The organism is Microvirga sp. P4_G7, from assembly GCF_056401005.1.
The window spans coordinates 1-1,546 of the sequence record NZ_JBFUKD010000787.1; the positions used below are offsets into that span (position 1 = coordinate 1).

General features: G+C 61.5%; 2 protein-coding genes. Both read right to left on the minus strand.

Going from position 1 to position 1,546, the window contains the following annotated elements; all coding sequences use genetic code 11:
• Window positions 1-259: flagellin N-terminal helical domain-containing protein (locus tag AC1DT3_RS20665; RefSeq protein ID WP_477467076.1), on the minus strand; the 259-nt coding region annotated here is incomplete at its 3' end.
• Between the two features lie 7 nt (window positions 260-266).
• Window positions 267-1,546 (minus strand): flagellar hook-associated protein FlgK (gene flgK / locus AC1DT3_RS20670; protein WP_477467077.1); only part of this gene is annotated, 1,280 nt, incomplete at its 5' end.

Sequence of the window (1,546 nt, forward strand, 5' to 3'; positions counted from 1 at the left end):
GGATATGATCGAGGGCGTTCTTCGTGCCGCTGAGGCGCAGCGACACCGTCCCGTTTCCGTCGACGAGAGCCTGGATCTCGGAGCGCTCCTGGCGCAGGGAGATGGTCTGCCCCGTACGATAGCCGAGTTCGAGACCGACATCCGCGTGGCGACCGGTCGCGATTTCCGTGTTTGCCTTGGCAAGATCCGCCTGCAGCTTGTTGATGGCGCCGCGGGGCGAGTTCCAGAGGCTCAGTGTGGAAATGAAGGTCGTTTTCATGGCGCTATCAAACCGCGTTCAGGAGCGTTCGCATCATCTCGTCGATGACGGAGATCAATTTGGCCGAGGCCGAGTAGGATTTTTCGAGCTGCAGCATGATTGCCGTCTCGTCGTCCATGTTGACGCCGGTGGCGTTCGACAACGCCTCCGAGGCGTGGCCGAGCAAGGTTGTCTGATAGTCGAGCTCGGTCGACGAGGTCTTGCGCGTTGCTTCGAGCCAGCTTGCCGAGGAAGCGGCAAATCCAGCGAGCGAATTCGTCGTTCCGAGCCCGAGTGCCGGATCGAACGCCCGGTCCGCTCCGAGCTTGTCGGCCAAATCGTAGAGGCGATCGGAAAATGCCGCGTTCGAACCGGCGGCGCCTGGATTGTATCGATACGCGGGAGCATTGATGCCTCCGTCCCGCAGGCTTTCGAGCACGCCGCCCTGGGCCGGATCCACCAACGCGTTGATCTTGATACTCCCGGCCAACCCTTTCACATCGGGCGCGCCGGGCATCCCGGGGCCGCCGCCATATGTGAATAACCCGGTTGCGTCCGCTAGAGTCGCTGGAATCGTCTGATCGCTTTCGGCAAAGGCTTCGATGAGCCCCTTGGCGATCTCGTCGAGCTGGCTCTGGTAGTCGACCGAGACATTGTCGCGCAGTGTCGCCAAGCCGACGAGCCGTCCTTCGCGCAGTGGCATCGGCGAACCCGGTCCGGTGACTTGCACGCCGTCGATGAAAATGGCGTTGCCGACCGTGCCGGGACTGTAGGTCTCGGTCGCATTGAACGTTACGGTCCTGGGCGTCTTCTCGAAGAGGGTGACGCCGCTATCCGTATAGATCGCAATGTCGTTGTTCTCGCGCGTGACAACCGTAATCCCCATCTCCTCAGAGAGTTGGGCAAGGATATTGTCGCGGGTGTCGAGAGCGTCGCTGACGTCGACGCCGGACGCCGTCCCCTTCACAACGGTCTGGTTCACCACCTCGAACTGGCTCAAGAGATCATTGATATGCCCGACGGAACCGGCGATCGCCGAATCGGCTTCGGCGCGGGTCTTCTGAACGGTCGCCGTCGCGTTGTTCAATGTCGTCGAGAGCTCATTGGCGCGCGAGACGACCGCCTGCGCAAGAACCAGGTTGTCGGGCTCCTTCGCATATTGCTGAAGTGCCGAATTGAAAGCGCCGATCCGGGCCGCCGTCGAGGTATTGAGGGCCGTGTCGCCAATGGTGATCTTGAGCTTATCGAGCCCGTCGAGCATCGCCTGCTGGCCGGCAGCTCCCGATGTCGTGTCGAGCATCTTGTAGA